Consider the following 19699-nt stretch of genomic DNA (forward strand, 5'->3'; position numbering starts at 1 on the left):
GATGAAGATATCGAAATATAAATTGTTTCTAATTTGTATAGTTTGTAATGTATTAATATTATGTATCGTACATCCAAAAGTTTATGCTGAGCAAAATATTAAAGTTACTTTAGATAAGTACATTGAAAAATTTATAAAGGAGCAGAACATTCCAGGAGCTTCTGTTGCAATTGTACATCATAAAGATGTATTCTTCGCAAAATCGTGGGGAATTACTGGAGAGTCTGAAAAAAAGGTAACTAGTAAAACGCCGTTTGCAATCGGTTCAATAAGTAAATCTTTAACAGCTTTAGCTATAGTAAAGTTAATAGAAGATAAAAAAATAAAATTAAAGGATTCAGTTCAACAACATCTTCCTTGGTTTAAACTAAAAGATACACAATCAACTTCAAATATAACAATCCAACATCTACTAACTCATACAAGTGGAATAAACACATATGAAGGCTTAGCATTATCAGATAAACAATTAAAGAGTTCTAAAGCATTAAAAGAAAATGTAATGGAACTTTCAAAAGTAAAATTAAATGCCCCACCAGGGGAAAAGTATCAATATAGTAATGCAAATTATATGATACTTGGTGCCCTTATTGAGGCTGTCACAGATGAAACATATTCTTCATATATAGAAAAGCATGTTTTTCAGCCTTTAAAAATGAATGGCGCAGCGGCAAATAAAGATAGTGCATATGAAAAAAGCTATTTAACAGGTTATCAGTCGTGGTTTGGTATACCAAGAAAAAGTGTAGTGTCTTATGATAATGCTGGAGCACCGTATGGTTATATTACCGCGAATTTGGAAGATATGATTCAATTTATAATGTTTTTGAATCACCAAGAGCACACTCAATTTTTAAAGAAAGAAAGCATGGATCTTTATCTATCACCGCTTTATAAAATAAATTCAGAAAAAAGTTATGGATTTGGATTAAGAACAGCAAATATAAATGAAAGCGAAACGATGGTTTGGCATTCAGGATCAACGCCCGATGCTCGTGCAGAAATGTTTACTTTAAATAAAAGTGGCTGGGCTGGTGTGATTTTAACGAATAAAAATCATGTATTAGAAGAAACAGCACTAACGGTATTGAAAAAGGGGATTATTAGTATTTTGAACGGGGAAAAACCTGGTGATATCCCTAAAAGCATACCACTCACACAAATCGTTATGTCGATAGTCACACTCTCACTCATTATTACATCAATTATGTTAGTGAAAAAGTATAAACGTAAGAAAACTTGTAAAAAAATAACTTGGCTGTTCGTTGGGAGTATATTTCTACTATTATCTATTATTTTGATCCCACTTCTTATTTATTGCACAAATTCACCGTGGCATACGATTAAATTGTTTGCAGCAGATGTAGCTTTAATCGCTAGTAGTACAGTAATTTTATTTGCTGTGAACGGACTAATATCAATATTTATAGCCTTGAGGAGCAACAAAGTATAAGGGTAAATAAATGAAAAAATATAATTTAAGTTGTTAAAGATAGTTGACTCTCACACAATGTCATTGTTTAAGCTAAAGTTGAGCTTCGAAGTAGATAGAATTTTTAGGAGGAAACCATGTTTAAAATTGGAGATTTTTCAAAACTATCTTCCATTAGTATACGTATGTTGAGACATTACGATAAAGTGGAGTTATTACAGCCAGTAAAAGTCGATGAGCAAAGTGGTTATCGATATTATTCAGCAGCTCAATTAAAAAAAGTAAATCGAATCCAAAAGTTAAAAGATATGGGGTTTAATATCGCTACCATTAAAGAAATAATAGAATGCGATAATATAGATAGTATAAAGGAGCAATTTCTAAATCGTAGTACTCAAATTAAAGAAGACATGAATAACCTCCAAAAACAATTACGTCTCCTCGAAGACTCAATGAAAACGATGAGAGAGGATGTTGTTGAAATGAATTATCATATTTCAATAAAGGAAATTCCAGAAAGAAATGTAGCTAGTGTTAGAAAGGTTATTCCATCATATAATTGTGAAGGGGAATTATGGAGTATATTAATGCAGGAAATTCATTCTAAAAATATTAGTATAGCTAATCCGATTAATAGCATTGCTGTCTTCCATGATCAAGAATATAAAGAAAATGATGTAGATGTAGAAATACAGCTAAATATTTTAGGGGAGTATGAAAATACAAAAGATGTTCATTTTAAAAAGATAGAGCCAATCGAGGTAGCATCTATAACAGTAAACGGAAGTTATGAACAAATGACAAACGTAAATGAAGCAGCCGCAAAATGGATTGAGGCGGAAGGATATGAAATAGCAGGCCCGATGTTTAATATTTATCATGTTAGCCCAGCGATGGAATCGGAGCCTAATAAGTGGGTTACAGAGGTTTGTTATCCAATTAACAAATAAGTAAAAAAAGGCATATTTTATGCCTTTTTTATTTTATTGTGTTCAAAAATATATAGCTAAAGGGCTTGTCGGTTTGATTCATCAACTAAATTTAAAATTACGAAAATAAGTGGAGGCAGTTAAAAAATTTTATACCTACTGGAAATTGTGTTTAAAAAAAACCTTCAAGATAATTTACAGTTGAATCTTAAATTAATGGTATGTGTATCCTCCATCTGGAAATAATACATTACCCGTAGTAAAACTATTTTGCATTAAATATAGTACAGTATGTGCAATTTCATCATTATATCCAGCTCGCTGTACAAGAGAAAGAGATTTATAAGTTTCATAAGCAGCTAGTCTATTTTCGTTTTGTTCATTTTCCCTTCGTATCGTTCCAGGAGAAACAACATTAACTCTAATTGGAGCTAATTCAACAGCTAAAGCTTTCCCTAAACTTTCAATAGCACCATTACAAGCTCCGTAAGCAGGCGCGCCTTTAAGTGGCCTTTGACTAAATGCACCGGACATTAATACGATAGATCCAGAGTTTGAGAGAAAAGGAATTGCATATTTTACGGCATAATATTGTGGCCAAAACTTTCCGATAAAGCTGCTTTCGGCGATATCATCCGTAGCAGTTATTGGTCCAAGTGTGTAAGAGGCTCCTGGTGTGAATAAATGATCAAAATTCCCAACTTTCTTGAAAAAATCTTGTAATTGGTTTTTATCTTGGTTATCTAATACATAAGTTTGAAGATGGTTGTTATTTATTACTTCTCGAGCAACTTTTAATTTTTCTTCCGATCGTCCTGCAATAATAACATGTGCGCCTTGTTCGATTGCTTGTTTTGCTGTTGCTAATCCAATACCAGAACTCCCGCCAATGATAACGATATGTTTATCTTTTAATACAGTAATAGACATGATTAAACATCTCCCTTAATATAAGATTTAAAATAAGTTGTGTTAATTTTATTATTCGTTAAAAAATGGCTACTGAAAAGTACGCACTTTAAATGTACTTAGTCGCGAATTTCGTACTAATCGCTTATTGTATGGATACATAATATAAAAAATTACTGGGGAGGAGTGGTGAGGAAAATGAATTTAGAGGAACCGAAATTAAAAGGGGTAATAGCAACATTACAAATTATCGGAGGTAAATGGAAACCACTCATTTTATTTATATTATTAACAGATGGAACGAAACGGTTTGGTGAATTAAAGCGATTAATACCAGACATTTCTCAAGGAACATTAGTGAAGCAGCTTCGTGAATTAGAGCACGATCAACTAATAAAACGCGAAATTTATCAAGAAATACCACCTAAAGTGGAATATAGCTTAACTGAGCATGGAAAAACAGTTAGTACTGTTTTAGATAGTATGTGTGGTTGGGGAAGAGGGCATTTAGAATATATTGATAAAAATAAACTATAAAATTATTATGTAAACTGAATGTGATGTGTGGGAATATATTGTCTTAATGATTTGTATTTTATAATATATAATTAAATAGTGTTATAGGTTATTATATATGCAGTCTTCCAGACGAGGTGATATAGATGAAATGCTGTATCGTTCGAAGTAACTAGTTGTTCGGGGCTGAAAAAATGTGTACCAGATATAAAAGGAGATTTACGAAAATATCAACTTTGAGTCTATTTCGAGGATCATCATAAACATTTAATACATTTTTGCAAAGGGGAAATAATAAAATGAATGAATTAGAGTACAAAAACTTTTATGATAAAGTGGGAAGTGAAAACGGCTGGGATTTTAGTAAGCTAAAATGTGAGACTGTAGGAGACACCTGGGACTTTTATAGCGAAGTGAAAGAAAGATGTAAACCATCACATATTCTACTTGATGTTGGCACAGGTGGAGGAGAAAATGTACTTAACATAGCATCTTCAGCTGCATCACTGATTGGGATAGATAATTCTAATGGAATGATCAAAACAGCACATTCTAATTTGAATAAAGCAGGTGTACAAAACGTTGAATTTCTTCAAATGGATTCTGAAGCTTTAACGTTTCCGCATGCTCATTTTGATATTGCTTCAAGCTGTCATGCGCCGTTTGTAGCATCTGAATTGGCAAAAGTAATAAAAAAAGGTGCTTTTTTCTTAACACAACAAGTTAGCGAACATGATAAATTAAATCTTAAAGAAGCATTTGGTAGAGGGCAATGTTTAGGTGAAAGAGATGGTATGTTAAAAGATAAGTATATGGGTGAACTTATTAGTGCAGGATTTGAACTCGTACAAGTACGTGAATATGATGTTACTGATTATTACAGTACTCCTGAGGATCTCATTTTCTTATTAAAACATACGCCTATTATTCCTAGATTTGGAGAAAAAGAAGAGGACTTTAATATTTTACAAAAGTTCATTGACACTAATAGTTCTGAAAAAGGTATTCGTACGAATTCAAAAAGGTTTATGATTATTGCTGTTAAATCATAGTATATTTTAACGTAAAAGCTGATTTTCTTTAAAAGAAAATCAGCTTTTTTTGTGGAAAAGAATGCAGAGAAAACTGACAGTATAGTAAAAGTAATTCCTGATACTACACATTTGTTACGCTGGGATAAACCAGAAGTTGTTATAGAGGAAATTAAAAGTAATTGGATTTAGACGATTCATACTAAAGTTGTAGTTTTTATATAAAAAATCAATCCTTCCGTTTGATTTTATCTATTTATAATTGTAATACAATACGAATAGATAATAAGAAACAAGGGGGAATGTAACGTGATTACACATATATCAAATATAAAACTACAAACGGTTTCTATTGAAGGGGTAAAACAAGTTTATAAAGACATATTATCTTTTTCGATAAAAAAAGAAACCGCATCATTTATTCAATTTGAAGTAACACCGTATACAACAATTAGTTTTCAAGAAGTATATGAACCAATTGCCCCTGCGCATTTCGCCTTTGAGATCCCATATTCAAAGTTTCATGAAACGGCAAAATGGCTTAAAAAGTCTGGATTACTCATTGTGAAATGGAAAGATGGTCATACAATTGGTGAGGAGAATGGTCTATTCAATTTATACTTTAAAGATGGTGATGGAAATCTTCTCGAAATTATCGCACATAGTTATATAAAAGAAGACGTATTAGTTCCCCATTCACCGTTAAACATTTTATACGTAAGGGAAATCGGTCTTCCCGTTAAAAGTGTACCTGTATTTACGGAATGGTTGAAATCAAATCTAAATATGAAAACGATGGAAGATGGAGAGATTTTCAACTTTGTTATAGGTGGCACTACATATATCGTTGCAACTTGGTGGCAGCGTCCTTGGATTCCAATTGCGATGAGAGCTTTACCACCAAAAGTACACGTATCTTTCGGAACACCTGATTACGCATTTTTAAAACGAATCCAAAATAATTTTAAGAAAAACAGTGTTCCATTTGAAAATAAACATAATGAAGTATTATTTATTCAACAGGGGTATACATTTTCTATTTTGCATACACCTGAGTTTCATTCCGATATTCCTAGAAAATTAAACTTGCCACTTTCTATATAATTATAGGAAGTGGTGAGTTTTCTGCATTTTCATGAAGAAGGGTTTCAGCATAATTAAATAAAAAAGCCGACTTTCAATCCATAATTCTGGAAGGAATAGTCGGCTTTTCTTAATTTCCACACTGTTTTTCGCTTATCTTAACCCAAAAGTTTTACGATTCTTTTTAAATTAACGGTGAATATGGCCATTGCTCCTTGTAATTCCATACCAATTAGCCCCGAGGATGAAGCCACATCGTACCCGTGTTACCCTCAAAACTCATTATTTTTATTAACTCCTTTGATAGCACTCGCTTCCCCAATAGCAATGAGATTAATGCAATTACAGTTGAAGAGGCTGAATGTTTCTTCAGTAAAATTTTTATTTTAGTTTACTGAATTAATTGATTTATTCGCTGGATTTTTTCGCTCTTTATATCGTAATGAAAAATAAGTGAATGTTAATAGTTATTAAAATCTTCGGACCCTTGAATCTCAATATGGGTGAATAGTGGTGAAAAATTAAATTAAAAATTATGAAAATTAATATTGCGTTCGTTTTTCACCTCTGATATATTATATTTAAGTGAAAATTCACTAAATTATTACTTTTATTTACTAAAAATAGAAAAAGAGGTAATCATATTGGTAACATTAAATGAAATTGCCAAAAAGGCACAGATATCAAAAACGACTGTATCAAGAGTGTTAAATGAGGATCAAACTTTATCCGTTACAGAAGAGACTCGGAAAAAAATCCTTAAGGCTGCAGAAGAGTTAGATTACATTCCTAAAAAGCAACGAAATATAGAAAAAAAAATTACCAATCCTAAGCAGTATGGAAAAATTGGGCTTTTGATGTATCTTTCTCAGGAATCGGAATTTGATGATCCATATTTTTTGGCCATTCGTAATGGAATTGAAAAGAGGATGATTGAATTGGGAATTGAACTATCGAAAATGTTGAGACCTCCTTTCAATAAAAAGGATCTAGAAGGATTGGATGGATTAATAGTAGTAGGAGTCATAGGTCAAGAAGAGGTGGAAAATCAAGTAAAGCAAGTACAACATTTAGTGTTTGTCGATGTATCTCCTGACGAACAACTATATGATTCAGTGGTGATAGATTCTGAAAAAGCTACTGAAAAGGTTATTCAATACTTATTGGATTTAGGACACAAAAAAATAGGCTATATTGGTGGTCAATCATATACCATTGGTGGATTATCCGGAAAATTAGAGATTCATGATGTACGAAAAAGAACATATGAAAAAATGCTAACGGAACGGGGATTATATAACCCGGAATATACTTATATTGGAAAATGGACAACGAAAGATGGCTTAACGCTAATGGAGGAAGCGATCCATTCAGGGAATCTCCCTACCGCCTTTTTCATTGGAAGTGACCCTATGGCCATTGGTGCTTTGAAAGCTTTAACGGATTCAGGATTAAAAGTTCCTGATGATATCGCAATCTTTGGATTTGATGGGATTGAATTATGCGAATTTGTTACTCCTCCATTATCCACTGTAAAAGTTCATACCGAGGAGATGGGGAAAGTAGCAGTAAATCTTCTAGTTGAACGCATTGGTGGGAGAACACTGCCATTAAAAGTGGTGGTTCCGACTAGTTTGATTATTAGAAAAAGTTGTGGAGGTGAGGGAATTTAAAAAATTTTTAAGAAGAATGAAAGCGTATTCTTAAAGTTAGGTCTAAAGATTGTTTTACAAAAGACAAAATTGATCTTCAAAAAATGATAGGGGGATTTATGTTGAAAAAAAGAATATCGTTATTATTAATTTTAGCTATTTCTTTTGCAATGCTGCTTTCTGCTTGCGGGAACAGTGAGAAATCTTCTAGTCAAGGTAAAAGTGGGGAGAAGGTATTACGCTTTGCTACATGGGATACTGGAGAGAGTCTCAAATACCAACAAGATATTGCGAAAAAGTTTGAAAAGGCGAATCCAGGAGTGAAAGTGCAAGTTGAAGCATATGCTGACGGGTTTGAGGATAAGCTGGCTGCTTCTTTCGGAGCAAAAAATCCCCCTGATGTCATGTATATGTGGAATTATCCAGATTACTATAAATCTCTGGAGCCACTTGATGATTACGTAAATAAAGACAGTAGTTTTAAAACAACTTTTGATGATTTTTATACGAATATTCTAAACTATCATAAATTTAAAAATACTACCTATGGATTTCCAATTGGTTTTACTACTCGCGTCATTTATTACAATAAAAAACTTTTCCAAGAAACAGGGGTACCTCTTCCGACTTCTGGTTGGACTTGGGAGCAGTTCAGTGATGCAGCGAAAAAGTTATCCAATCCTGAAAAGAAACAATATGGGTTTGTTCTCTCTTCCAAAAAAAATTCATATGCATTCCAAGAATATGTATGGAGTAATGGGAGTAGTTTCATTAGTCCTGATGGCAAAAAGGTAGATGGATATATGAATAGTTCAAAAACACAAGAAATCCTTAATGACTTTCAACATATGATTGATGAAAATAGTGCTATTGTGTCTGATAAAGTCACTGAAAGTTTCAAATCAGGGAAAATTGCTATGATCGAGAACGGCATTTGGCCTTTAGAAGATTTTAAAAAGGCTGGCATGGATTTTGGAACTGCAGAAATTCCATCCTTTCATGGGCAACCTTCAAAGGGTGTTATCCATTCTGCAGGAATTGCAATGGCCAAAGACTCTAAAGAAAAAGATCTAGCCTGGAAATTTATCAAATACTTTGTATCAGCAGAAGCAGCAGAAATGAGAAAGACTGATATGCCAGTACTTAAGAGTGTGGTTTCCGAACAAAGCCATAAAAATGATCAGTTATTAAGTACATTCTATACTATGCTTGAAAGATCATCAGATACTCCAGGCTTTTTACTTACAAACAAATGGACAGAAGTTGACAAAAAACTAGATTATGCAATTAGCAGTGTATTATTAGGGCAAAATTCAGCAGATAAAGCCTTGAATGAAGCGGTTAAATTAACAGAGCCTGCACTAAAAAAATAATTTAAGAGAAAGAAGGGGATCATTCCATGATTATAAAAACTGAAAATAAAATAACTCAAACGGTTCCCGAACGCCCCATATCCATTCTATCAAAGATTAGATGGGGAGACCTTACTCCCTATCTATTCATTTCTCCTTGGATCATTGGTTTCATCTGTTTTACGTTCGGACCCTTGATTTTTTCTCTTATCATAAGCTTTTTTGATTGGCCTACTGTTGGAACCCCAACGTTTATTGGTTTCAAAAATTATGTTGATATGTTTACAAATGATCCAGTGTTTTGGCAATCTTTAGGAGTTACCTTTAAGTTTGCTGCTATTTTAGTACCGTTAAACATCGGTATTGCTCTCTTGCTAGCTATATTATTAAATCAAAAAGTAAAATGGCTTTCAGGCTATAGAACGATATTCTATCTTCCTACGGTTGTTTCGGGAGTAGCCCTTTCAATGATTTGGTCATGGATGTACGACGGAGAATACGGTTTACTAAACTATCTACTATCATTAATTGGCATTAATGGACCAAACTGGCTAAATGATCCAACCTGGTCACTTTTTGCCATCGTGTTTGCAGGTATTTGGGGGCAAGGGACTATGATGCTGATATTCTTAGCCGGTTTAAAAAATATACCGAAAGACCTATATGAAGCTGCAGATATAGATGGTGCAAGTAAATGGCACAAGTTCAGTAAAATAACACTTCCGATGCTGAGTCCAACCATTCTGTTTAATGTCATTACTGCTATCATTTCAGCATTTCAACAGTTAACACTCGCGCTTGTTCTAACAGGTGGAGGGCCTTTAAGAAAGACGTATTTCTATGCGATGTATGTTTATGAAAATGCTTTCAAGTATTTTAAAATGGGTTATGCATCCGCAAATGCTTGGTTTATGTTCTTAATTATTTTGGCTCTGACATTACTGGTTTTCAAATCATCTAATACTTGGGTTTACTATGAAAATGAGATGAAAAAGAAACAAAAATAGGAAAGGAGGAATATGATGATTACGAGAAGTATAACAACGAAGGTTATTGTACATACAATACTGATTATTTTTTGTTTATTTTTTATCGCACCATTTCTTTGGATGTTCATTACAGCTGTAAAAACCCCTGCTGAGACATTTGTTTTTCCTCCGAAACTAATTCCGTCTCAGTTTGAATTTAGTAATTTTTATAAAGCCTGGACTGTTTTACCTTTTACAACATTTCTGGAAAATTCTTTGATTGTTACAGGATTAGGCATCATCGGACAACTATTATCATCTTCTTTAGTAGCTTATGGATTTGCCAGATTCAATTTTAAAGGAAGGGACATTCTTTTTCTAATTTTACTAGCAGGAATGATGATTCCCTGGGATGTAACTGCAATTCCCTTATATATGGAATTTAATCAGTTGGGCTGGATTAATACTTTAAAACCACTGATTGTTCCTAACTTTTTTGGATCACCCTATTTCATTTTTTTACTTCGCCAATTTTTATTAGGAGTTCCGAAAGAAATGGAAGAAGCAGCGCTCATAGACGGGGCGAACCATTTTCAAATTTTTTATCGGATATTCATTCCGTTAATGGCTCCAGTATTGGTGGTTGTCGGTGTGTTTCAAATGTTAGGCTCATGGAATGATTATTTAGGACCATTAATTTTTCTGAACGATCAAAGTAAATACACTTTAACGTTGGGACTCATGCAATTCAAAGGGATGTTTGGAGTTGATATGACTTCTATCATGGCTTCGACTCTATTAATTTGTATTCCTCCCATTATAGTATTTTTTATAGCACAGCGCTTTATCCTGGATGGCGTTCAAAATACAGGTATCAAATAATGTTTATTTCCTACCTGATCAAGGAAGACAGAAAGGAGGAAGTGGGCCGTGATCGCAAGGATTTATCATTTATTAGAATGGATTATGAAATTGTTATGTCTTAATTTATTGTGGATTGGATTTACATTGATTGGTTTTGGGGTGTTTGGATTATTCCCATCGACTGTTGCTATGTTCCAATTAATAATGGATTTGATCAACAAAAAGGATACAAAAATGGTAGCAACTTTTTGGGATTCCTATCAATCTAATTTTAAAAAATCGAACAAAATGGGTTTTGTCATCGTTTTAATAGGATCGATACTTATGACGGATTTTTATTTTTTTCAAATGTATGACACCTTGGTAAGTAGGGTTCTTTCCCTTATGAGTTTGTCAATGCTTTTATTTTATGTAGTGAATTTACTCTATATTATTCAGACATTTAATCATTTTGAAGTAACAACATTTCATTATTTTAAATATGCCACATTAATAGGCATAGCAAATCCGATAAAAACGATCATGATCATCATCACTCTCATTCTGATGTCACTTCTTTTTTTAATATATCCAGGTCTATTATTCATGTTTGGTGGTAGTGGTATTGCACTAGTCATCGTATTGTTTACAAAAAATATTTTTGCTCGCTTAAAAGGTGTAGCTCTATAATTCAATATTCTAAAAAAGAAAAAGAGGAGGAGAGGCTATGATCACACAAAAGGTAAACATTGAGGCCATTCATGAAGAGAGTGTCAAAGTCAAAATTGACCAAAGAGAAGAAAATGGAGTTTTATTTGTTCATATTCATATAGGATCAGAACAACCCATTCAATTCCCAAAAGTTAATTTAGTTTGGCATCACCCAATTGTTGATATTCAATCATATTGGCATCCAGGATCCTCCCGTAGTAAAAGTTTCGGTGTGGATTGGGATGGAGGTTTTTCTTCTAAAGCAACAGTATTAGCCCCGGTTGGCTGTTTCTATAATCAAGAAGGACAAAACAGGCTGGCTGTAGCATATTCCAATGCGATGGATACTGTTAATTTTAATTTGGGCGTCCACGAAGAAACTGGAACGATGAAAGCGCAAATCACATTATTTACAGAGCCATCCAAAGTTCAATCATCCTATGATGGAGTGATTCGAGTCGATATGAGGGATATTCCTTATTATCAAGCAATCCAAGATATTTCCGTGTGGTATGAGGAAATGGATGGATATGGGCCATCCTTTGTTCCAGAAATTGCGAAGCTTCCTATGTATTCGACATGGTATAGCTTCCATCAGGACATATCTGATGATGAAATCGAGAAACAATGTGAGATTGCGAAACAGTTAGGTTGTGGGGCTGTTATCGTTGACGATGGCTGGCAGACAGAAGATGATCATCGTGGTTATGCTTATTGTGGAGATTGGGAAGTGTCTCCTAAAAGAATCGTGGGCATGAGGGAACATGTTGAGAGAGTACATGATTTGGGGATGAAATATTTATTGTGGTATAGTGTACCATTTGTGGGAATCTATTCAAAGACATGGGAGCGATTCCGAAGTAAAATTTTATATTTCAGTGATAATCTCCAGGCAGGAGTTTTGGATCCACGTTACCCAGAAGTCAGGGAATATTTGATATCTACTTACGAAAAAGCTCTGAAAAAGTGGAATCTGGACGGATTTAAATTTGATTTTATTGATTTATTTGATTTAAATCGAGCGAAGGGACAAGCAATTCAATTTGATCCAGAACGGGATTATGAATCCGTACAGGAAGCGGTGGATCGTCTATTTACTGATATTATGGAAAGTTTAAAATTAATTAAGCCATCCATTATGGTTGAATTCAGACAAAGATATATCGGACCTTATATGAGGAAATATGGAAATATTTTCAGGGTAGGAGATTGCCCGAATGATGCAATTACAAACCGTGTTGGTATTATGGATCTACGCTTGCTATCAGGAAACACTGCTGTTCATTCCGATATGATTATGTGGAGTCCAGAAGATACGACCGAAAATGCGGCACTGCAATTAATCAATGTTATTTTTGGTGTACCGCAATTTTCCATGCGTTTTGAAAGATTAAATAAAGATCATTTTGAAATGGCAAAGTTTTGGCTAGGGTTTTCGAAAAAATACCAAGACGTATTATTAAATGGTGATTTAAAGCCTACTGCACCGGAATTACTTTATCCGATAGTAGAAACTGTGAATGACTCAACCAGACTAATCGCCATTTACGCAGATGTTTGTATTAAGACTGGTACCAATATTCCCGAGGAATTTATTATTGTAAATGGCACTTTAAACGAGGAGTTCATCCTAGATTTAGAAACAGATCTTTTCAATATAACAATTGAGACATACAGCTGCACTGGCAAATTAATCCGAAAACATAAAACCGATCTATCCAAAGGGTTACATAGGATGGAGACAGAGAAATCTGGAGTTCTAATTTTTAGAAAAGCCTAAATCGGATTATGGCTTCATGTTAATGAATGCTGGTATTCAACTAGAACAAACTGTTTTTAGGAACACTGCAATGGGAGGATTTTTTTCACGGATTTTTATTCTAAAAAGCCGATCCTAGTTGCTATAAATAATAAATAAAAATGGCTCATGAGGAGGATAAAAATGTCAAAAATTACTTTTATAGGTGCAGGTAGCACGGTGTTTGCGAAAAATGTTCTTGGTGATTGTATGCTTGTACCAGCGTTAGAGGGATTTGAATTCGCACTATATGACATTGATTTGCAAAGGTTAAAAGATTCCGAGAATATGTTGACCAACTTGAAAGAAAGCTTGAATAAAAATATTCAAATTAAAGCCTATTTAGATCGAAAGGAAGCGCTTAAGGACGCAAAATACGTCATTAATGCCATTCAAGTGGGTGGTTATAAGCCAAGCACAGTGATTGATTTTGAAATTCCTAAGAAATATGGTTTACGGCAGACGATTGCTGACACGGTAGGGATAGGCGGTATCTTTCGTAATCTCCGAACCATTCCTGTGCTGCTAGATTTTGCAAAGGACATGGAAGAGGTTTGTCCTAATGCCCTCTTTCTAAATTACACCAATCCTATGGCGGTATTAACAGGCGTGATGAATCGTTTTACATCAATTAAAACAGTGGGCCTATGTCACAGCGTTCAAAGTTGTACAAGCGAACTATTCAAATCATTGGGCATGGATTCTGAAGGTGTTCAGGAAAAGATTGCAGGAATTAACCATATGGCATGGCTATTGGAAGTAACAAGAAATGGTGAGAATCTCTATCCAGAAATTAAAAGAAGGGCAAGAGAAAAGCAAAAAACAAAACATCATGACATGGTGAGATTTGAATTGATGGATAAGTTTGGATATTATGTGACCGAATCATCTGAGCATAACGCCGAGTATCATCCGTATTTTATCAAGTCTAGATATCCGGAGTTAATCGAAAAATACAATATTCCCCTTGATGAATATCCGCGCCGTTGTGAACAGCAAATCAAGAGGTGGGAAACCATGCGGGAGGAATTAGTCAATAATAAGGCATTAGACCATGTACGCTCAAAAGAATATGGTTCAGGTATCATTGAAGCCATTGAAACGAATATCCCATTTAAATTTAATGGAAATATACTAAATACCGGAAGATTGATTAGCAACTTACCTGAAAAAGCCTGTGTGGAAGTTACGTGTATAGCGGATCGAAGTGGCATAACTCCAACGTATGTTGGAGATCTCCCTGAGCAGCTTGCTGCATTAAACCGTACCAATATTAATACGCAGCTGCTAACCATTGAAGCCGCCATTACACGTAAACGAGAATATATTTACCAGGCGGCGATGCTAGATCCCCACACGGCCGCAGAATTGTCATTGGATGATATTGTTTCCCTTTGTGATGATTTAATAGAGGCACATGGAGAGTGGCTTCCAGAATTTAAGAAAAAAGAGGAGATTGCCTTCAACTTGTAGGATTTTATTTTAATCAAGTAAAACAACGTACACAGCTATATCAATCATAAATGATTTTTCCTGCTATCAGCAGTTACGATCTCGAAACTACTAAAAGTAGTTTCTATTTGGGGGAATCATTAAGTCTTATGCATTTATGCCGCGAAAGTCCCTTGACGATGAGGGTGTAGAGGCTCGTGGTCAAGGGAACCGTGGAATAAAAAGCGTAGGACAAAAAGAAAATTAAAATTAGAGATTCTGTAACTCAATTCGATCTAATTCTTTTTGTCTATTTCTTTTAAAACGTTCTCTGTCTGAATTCCATATACTTAAAAGCCCGCATAAACCGGCTATTATCATTAGCCATGTAGAGAAATAATCACCATTAGCTATTAGTTTATTAAAAAAGAAGCTAATAAAGCCTATGTATGCTACAGGAAGAATTCCACTTAAATAAGGGGTTTTTCGAGATGATAAAAAGCTTTGAGTAACTATAATAAGAACAACTATTATTCAAACTACAGGACTCATAATTAAACATTCCTTTCTTTTTTATATTTTTCTATGATGATTTTAGCGACGTCTAGACTAATTCGTTCATCAATAACAAAGCTCTTAATCATATTTACAAACTCTACATCATCTTCCTTACTATGTACCTCAATCTTTTGTATTAACCTATCTAATTTGGTACGTACTGTTGGATAAGAAACATCATACAGGTTAGACATGTTTTTTTAAAGAGCCATAATTCAATATAAACTTTCGAATAAATTTTAAGGATTCCTTAAAGGACTATAAAAAAGAGAAAACTTCCGTATCGTAATTGTTGCCGAGACAAGCCACGAGAGGAGTTTTCGCTTTTTACTCTAAGGTTATCAAAATGATTTTACCATATGATTACGGACTTCGGTTAATTCGTTCTTTCACGGCTTCGTTTCGCTTTGAAATTGTGCGTCATTGTCACGGTCGTGCCTTGTCAGATGTGGTACGGGAATACGACATTCTTTATACCACGTTAGAAACATGTATAGAAAAAATTAGATACTGCTATTAGAACTTACTGAAAATACGATGTTGCGTCTAGAAATAATGATGAACTATTACAAGTGAGCCTGTGAATACTGAGCTGATTTTCTTATTTAAAATGAATGCAAGAGAGAGGTTTATAGTTATGGAAAAGAAACGTGAACTAGCTTTAAAATTTGCTGAGGTATTTGGACCTCAAGAAACAACTCAATATTTTTCTCCAGGACGTATCAACTTAATCGGAGAACATACAGACTATAATGGTGGCTATGTATTCCCCGCTTCGATTACTTATGGAACATACGGAGTAGCTAGACGTCGTGAGGATGATAGAGTATTAGTTTACTCAATGAATTTTAAAGAAATTGGAGTAATTAGCTTCACGTTGAATGAACTGGGTTACGATAAAAATGCGAATTGGGGAAATTATGTAAAAGGAGTTATCTTAACACTGAAAGAATCAGGTCATAAAATAGACTGTGGTTTTGAGTTGTTAGTTGAAGGGACGATTCCAAACGGAGCGGGACTTTCAAGTAGTGCTTCACTTGAATTACTGGTAGGGGTAGTATTAGAAGACTTGTACAACTTAGACGTAACGCGACTTGAATTAGTGAAAATGGGTAAAAAAGTTGAAAATGAATTCATTGGTGTAAATTCTGGTATCATGGATCAATTTTCCATTGGATTTGGCGAGAAAGACAAAGCGATTCTCCTTGATACCAATACGTTAGAGTATGAAATGGTTCCATTGGTTTTGGACGACTATGCTATTGTAATTATGAATACTAATAAACGTCGTGAACTAGCAGATTCAAAATATAATGAGCGACGTGCTGAATGTGAAGAAGCACTCGCACGTCTCCAAACGAAGTTAGAGATTAATGCACTTGGAGAACTAAGCGAAGCAGAATTTGATGCAAATCAAAATCTTATTGGAGATGAAGTCCTAATTAAACGCGCGAAGCATGCAGTTTATGAAAATGAACGCACAAAAAAAGCCAAAGCAGCTCTTACTGCAGGTGATTTAGAAGAATTCGGAAAGCTATTGAATGCTTCTCATACATCTTTAAGAGATGATTATGAAGTAACCGGGATTGAATTAGATACATTGGTGACCACTGCGCAAAAACAAGAGGGTGTGCTTGGAGCACGTATGACTGGAGCAGGATTTGGGGGATGCGCCATCGCATTAGTAAAAGAAAGTGAAACCCACACTTTTAAAAACAATGTTTATGATGAATATATCAAAGTTGTAGGATATGCGCCTGTCTTTTATGTGGCACACATTGGTAGTGGAACTACAGTGATTGGATGATGAATGAGGTGGAAACGATGAACACATGTCAAGCAATTTATGATTTTACTACACTTGCAATTGAGAATGGAGCCATTGAGGAAAATGACCGAATTTATACGCACAATCAACTATTACGTTTAATTGGCGAATCGGAAATGGGAGAGATTACTAGTGTAGTCGAAACGGACCTATATGTGCTGTTAGATACGCTTTTGGATAAAGCGAGGGGAAATCTTACTATTTCTAAAAACCAGGCCAATCGTGATATGTTCGAAGCACTTTTAATGAATGTGATTACACCACTTCCATCCAAGGTCAATGCGAATTTTCAGGAGAGATATCGCAAAAGTCCTGAACAAGCAACGGATTATTTCTTTGAACTAAGTAAACGCAATGATTATATAAAGACCCGTGCGATTGCAAAAAATATTCATTATTTAGCAGAATCAAAATATGGTGAACTTGAGATTACTATTAATTTATCCAAACCAGAGAAAAATCCAAAAGAGATCTTAGCGGCAAGAAATACACCGAAGGGTAATTATCCAAAATGTTTACTTTGTATTGAAAATGAAGGGTATTTCGGTCGCTGGAACCATCCAGGTAGAAGCAGTCACCGAATCATTAACATCGAGCTAGATGGAGAAGAATGGGGTTTTCAATATTCACCATATGCATACTTTAATGAACACTCCATCGTATTATCTAAGAAGCATCGACCAATGAAAATTTCTCGTGAGGCATTCTCTCGTTTATTCAGTTTTGTAGAAATCATGCCACACTATTTTATTGGTTCAAATGCGGATTTACCTATTGTAGGAGGATCTATCTTAAGTCATGATCATTATCAAGCTGGACGCCATAACTTTCCGATGGCTAAGGCTAAAGTTCTTAAAACATTTGAACTATGTGACTATCCAAATATTTCTTGCGGTATTGTCAACTGGCCAATGAGTGTGATTCGCCTCTCTTCTTCAAACAAAGAGGAACTAATTAATGCCAGCACCTACATTCATGAAAGTTGGAAGAACTATTCGGATGAATTTTTACAAATTCGTGCGCAATCAAAATATGGCACACAACATCATACGATTACACCAATTGTGCGGCGTCGCGAAGAAAAGTATGAAATTGATCTTGTACTGCGTGATAATAATGTGAGTGAAGAATACCCTGATGGAATCTTTCATTCACATCCAGATGTACAGCATATTAAGAAAGAAAATATCGGGCTTATTGAAGTCATGGGCTTAGCGATTCTCCCTTCACGTTTGATTGAGGAGCTTCATGAAGTTGAGCTGTACTTGTTAAATCAAGAAGCGAATGTTTCTGAACTCCATCAAAAATGGGCAGATGAATTAAAAGCCCAGGGTGGCTATGCGGAAGAGACCATCCAAAGCTTTCTTCAAACTGAAGTTGCAAAAAAATTCGAATGCATATTAGAAGATGCTGGTGTCTATAAAATGAATGAAGATGGTAGAGCAGGATTTGATCGCTTTATCAAAGAATTACAAAGCGCAAATCGAGAGGTGATGACGAAATGACAGTTTTAGTTTTAGGTGGTGCAGGCTATATCGGTTCACATGCCGTCAATCAATTATAACCCTAAATTTAAGGGGAATTCTGTTATAAGATGCATCAGTACAAGTTATTTAATTTTTTATCGGATTTATGTCAGTTGCAGTCATATATCTAGTAAGTAAATGATCATCTCTATAATAAGTAATCAATTTCTTCTCTTCAGAAAGAAATGAACATAATAACATGTTTTCAATACGCTCTTGTTCGTCTTGGGTTAATGTAGGGCGCTCCACTTTTTTCTGCTGTTTAACAATCTTACGAATACTTTACTGTAAGGAGAGAAATGAATTGAATCTAGAAAATCCGATAGCAAAAGGAAATACGGCTGAAATTTATCTATGTGATAATAAAGTTGTAAAATTGTTTGGAAAATACCTTCCTAATACAGAAGCTCTATATGAAGCACAAAAACAAAAGTATGCATATTCACGTGATTTACACGTTCCTAAAGTATTTGAAGTTACAGAGGTACAAGGAAGACAAGCTATTATTATGGAATATGTAGAAGGAGAAAGTGTTGGTAAGCTTCTACTTAATAATTTGAATAAAGCAGAGCATTACATTGGCCTATGTGTTAATGAGCAAAAAAAAATTCATGCTATACGTGTGAATACGGATGAAATAGAATCAATGAGGGAAAGGTTAGAGTGTCAAATTAAATCTGTACATCAATTGGATGAAAAACAAAAGGGAAATATATTGAATAAGTTACATTCAATCAAATTTGAACCTAGATTATGCCATGGGGATTTCCATCCGTTTAATCTAATTTTGAGTAAAAAGAATGTGAATATTATAGATTGGGTAGATGCTAGTTCAGGTGATATTCGTGCAGATGTGTTTCGTACATATTTATTGTACGCGCAGTCTTATATAGAATTAGCGGAAATGTATTTACAAATATATTGCAGTAATACTGATCTAACAAGAGATGAGATCTTTCAATGGGCTCCTATTATTATTGCAGCTAGATTTTCTGAGAAAATATCTCCGCAAAATGAAGTGTATTTGAAAAGATTATTGAATCAGTTTTTATAAGTAATAAAACAAAGGTTGTCTAGTAGCTAATTAATAAATGCTGTTGTTTAACTAAAGTTTCCTCATAGTTAAACAACA

17 protein-coding genes and 3 pseudogenes are annotated in these 19699 nt (G+C 34.4%); 16 read left to right on the forward strand and 4 right to left on the reverse strand.

Features of this window, described 5'->3' with window-relative positions; translation table 11 throughout:
- Position 1: 1 nt before the first annotated feature.
- Complete coding sequence (locus LUS72_RS12685) at positions 2–1453, forward strand: serine hydrolase domain-containing protein (RefSeq protein ID WP_264449004.1); 1452 nt, start codon at positions 2–4, stop codon at positions 1451–1453.
- 116 nt (positions 1454–1569) lie between these two features.
- Positions 1570–2382 (forward strand): MerR family transcriptional regulator, encoded by an 813-nt coding sequence (locus LUS72_RS12690; protein WP_097829211.1) that lies wholly within the window; start codon positions 1570–1572, stop codon positions 2380–2382.
- 192 nt (positions 2383–2574) lie between these two features.
- Here LUS72_RS12690 and LUS72_RS12695 read toward each other — a convergent pair whose 3' ends face one another.
- Positions 2575–3291, reverse strand: coding sequence for an SDR family oxidoreductase (locus tag LUS72_RS12695; RefSeq protein WP_097829212.1), 717 nt, complete (start codon positions 3289–3291; stop codon positions 2575–2577).
- A gap of 177 nt (positions 3292–3468) precedes the next feature.
- On the opposite strand from LUS72_RS12695, the gene LUS72_RS12700 reads away from it, so the two are divergent.
- The 11 genes and pseudogenes from LUS72_RS12700 (at position 3469) to LUS72_RS12750 (ending at position 14697) form a co-directional block, all read left to right on the forward strand.
- Positions 3469–3807, forward strand: coding sequence for a winged helix-turn-helix transcriptional regulator (locus LUS72_RS12700; protein ID WP_097829213.1), 339 nt, complete (start codon positions 3469–3471; stop codon positions 3805–3807).
- A 278-nt stretch (positions 3808–4085) separates the two neighbouring features.
- Positions 4086–4838 carry a class I SAM-dependent methyltransferase gene (locus LUS72_RS12705; protein ID WP_097829214.1) on the forward strand — a complete coding sequence of 251 codons (753 nt, stop codon included), beginning with the start codon at positions 4086–4088 and terminating at the stop codon, positions 4836–4838.
- A gap of 69 nt (positions 4839–4907) precedes the next feature.
- A pseudogene (locus tag LUS72_RS12710) lies at positions 4908–5009 on the forward strand (alpha/beta hydrolase); the annotation flags it as partial.
- 117 nt (positions 5010–5126) lie between these two features.
- The gene (locus tag LUS72_RS12715) at positions 5127–5921 is read left to right on the forward strand and encodes a VOC family protein (RefSeq protein WP_097829216.1); all 795 of its coding nucleotides are present in this window, start codon (positions 5127–5129) and stop codon (positions 5919–5921) included.
- Positions 5922–6544: 623 nt separating this feature from the next.
- Positions 6545–7573, forward strand: a complete 1029-nt coding sequence (locus LUS72_RS12720) for a LacI family DNA-binding transcriptional regulator (protein WP_264449005.1) — start codon at positions 6545–6547, stop codon at positions 7571–7573.
- Positions 7574–7674: 101 nt separating this feature from the next.
- Positions 7675–8925: an ABC transporter substrate-binding protein gene (locus LUS72_RS12725; protein WP_097829488.1), complete on the forward strand. Its 1251-nt coding sequence runs from the start codon at positions 7675–7677 to the stop codon at positions 8923–8925.
- Between the two features lie 26 nt (positions 8926–8951).
- On the forward strand, positions 8952–9911 hold the full coding sequence (locus LUS72_RS12730) for a carbohydrate ABC transporter permease (protein WP_002201080.1): 960 nt from the start codon (positions 8952–8954) through the stop codon (positions 9909–9911).
- 15 nt (positions 9912–9926) lie between these two features.
- Positions 9927–10754 (forward strand): carbohydrate ABC transporter permease, encoded by an 828-nt coding sequence (locus tag LUS72_RS12735; RefSeq protein WP_097829218.1) that lies wholly within the window; start codon positions 9927–9929, stop codon positions 10752–10754.
- A 48-nt stretch (positions 10755–10802) separates the two neighbouring features.
- Positions 10803–11405: a YesL family protein gene (locus tag LUS72_RS12740; protein WP_264449006.1), complete on the forward strand. Its 603-nt coding sequence runs from the start codon at positions 10803–10805 to the stop codon at positions 11403–11405.
- 37 nt (positions 11406–11442) lie between these two features.
- Positions 11443–13206, forward strand: coding sequence for a glycoside hydrolase family 36 protein (locus tag LUS72_RS12745; RefSeq protein ID WP_097829220.1), 1764 nt, complete (start codon positions 11443–11445; stop codon positions 13204–13206).
- 162 nt (positions 13207–13368) lie between these two features.
- Positions 13369–14697 (forward strand): alpha-glucosidase/alpha-galactosidase, encoded by a 1329-nt coding sequence (locus LUS72_RS12750; protein WP_097829221.1) that lies wholly within the window; start codon positions 13369–13371, stop codon positions 14695–14697.
- 228 nt (positions 14698–14925) lie between these two features.
- On the opposite strand, the gene LUS72_RS12755 is transcribed toward LUS72_RS12750, so the two are convergent.
- Positions 14926–15189, reverse strand: coding sequence for a hypothetical protein (locus LUS72_RS12755; RefSeq protein ID WP_240523241.1), 264 nt, complete (start codon positions 15187–15189; stop codon positions 14926–14928).
- Between the two features lie 20 nt (positions 15190–15209).
- Positions 15210–15447 (reverse strand): annotated as a pseudogene (locus LUS72_RS12760) (DUF2089 family protein).
- 403 nt (positions 15448–15850) lie between these two features.
- On the opposite strand from LUS72_RS12760, the gene LUS72_RS12765 reads away from it, so the two are divergent.
- A complete protein-coding gene (locus LUS72_RS12765) occupies positions 15851–17020 on the forward strand; it encodes a galactokinase (RefSeq protein ID WP_097829223.1) in 1170 nt (389 codons plus the stop codon).
- Positions 17017–18546, forward strand: a complete 1530-nt coding sequence (gene galT / locus LUS72_RS12770) for a UDP-glucose--hexose-1-phosphate uridylyltransferase (RefSeq protein WP_097829224.1) — start codon at positions 17017–17019, stop codon at positions 18544–18546. Before LUS72_RS12765 ends, galT begins: the two co-directional genes overlap by 4 nt.
- A gap of 45 nt (positions 18547–18591) precedes the next feature.
- Here galT and LUS72_RS12775 read toward each other — a convergent pair.
- Positions 18592–18846 (reverse strand): annotated as a pseudogene (locus tag LUS72_RS12775) (YolD-like family protein).
- Positions 18847–18871: 25 nt separating this feature from the next.
- On the opposite strand from LUS72_RS12775, the gene LUS72_RS12780 reads away from it, so the two are divergent.
- A complete protein-coding gene (locus LUS72_RS12780) occupies positions 18872–19621 on the forward strand; it encodes an aminoglycoside phosphotransferase family protein (protein WP_097829226.1) in 750 nt (249 codons plus the stop codon).
- Positions 19622–19699 lie beyond the last annotated feature (78 nt).

The organism is Bacillus cereus (assembly GCF_025917685.1).
Classification (GTDB): Bacteria; Bacillota; Bacilli; order Bacillales; family Bacillaceae_G; genus Bacillus_A; species Bacillus_A cereus_AT.